The organism is Bacillus sp. AFS001701, assembly GCF_002559405.1.
In the GTDB taxonomy this organism is placed as follows: domain Bacteria; phylum Bacillota; class Bacilli; order Bacillales; family Bacillaceae_G; genus Gottfriedia.
This window is the reverse complement of record NZ_NTZO01000658.1, coordinates 1-772: the sequence shown is the minus strand read 5'-3', so window position 1 is coordinate 772 and position 772 is coordinate 1. Positions and strand designations below refer to the sequence as shown.

Annotated in this window: 1 pseudogene; it reads left to right on the top strand. The window is 36.3% G+C overall.

Features of this window, described 5'->3' with window-relative positions:
* Positions 1-772 (top strand): annotated as a pseudogene (rnjA, locus tag CN514_RS24455) (ribonuclease J1); the annotation flags it as partial.

Genomic DNA, 772 nt, shown 5'->3' with positions numbered 1-772 from the left:
ATTTTATGTACAGGTAGTCAAGGTGAGCCTATGGCCGCATTATCACGTATAGCAAATGGTACACATCGTCAAATTCAAATTATTCCTGGAGATACTGTAGTATTTTCTTCTTCACCAATTCCAGGTAATACTATGAGTGTAAATCGTACAATCAACTTACTATACCGTGCTGGAGCTGAAGTAATTCATGGTTCATTAAACGATATTCATACTAGTGGTCATGGTGGTCAAGAAGAGCAAAAATTAATGCTTAGACTAATGAAACCTAAGTATTTTATGCCAATTCACGGTGAATATAGAATGCAGCGCATGCATGCTAAGCTTGCTATGGACTGTGGAGTACCTGAAGAAAACTGCTTTATCATGGATAATGGTGAGGTTTTAGCTCTTCGTGCAGATGAGGCTATGGTTGCAGGTAAAGTACCTTCTGGTAATGTTTATATTGATGGAAGCGGTATCGGTGATATTGGTAATATCGTTTTAAGAGACCGTCGAATTTTATCTGAAGAAGGTCTTGTAATCGTTGTCGTAAGCATCGATATGAAGGAATTTAAAATCTCGGCAGGACCAGATATCATTTCACGCGGTTTCGTTTATATGAGAGAAAGTGGCGATTTAATAAATGAAGCACAAGCAATGATTTCTACTCATTTAAACAAAATCATGGAACGTAAAACTTCTCAATGGTCTGAGATCAAAAATGAAATTACTGATACTTTATCACCTTTCTTATATGAAAAAACAAAACGTAAACCAATGATTCTCCCAATTA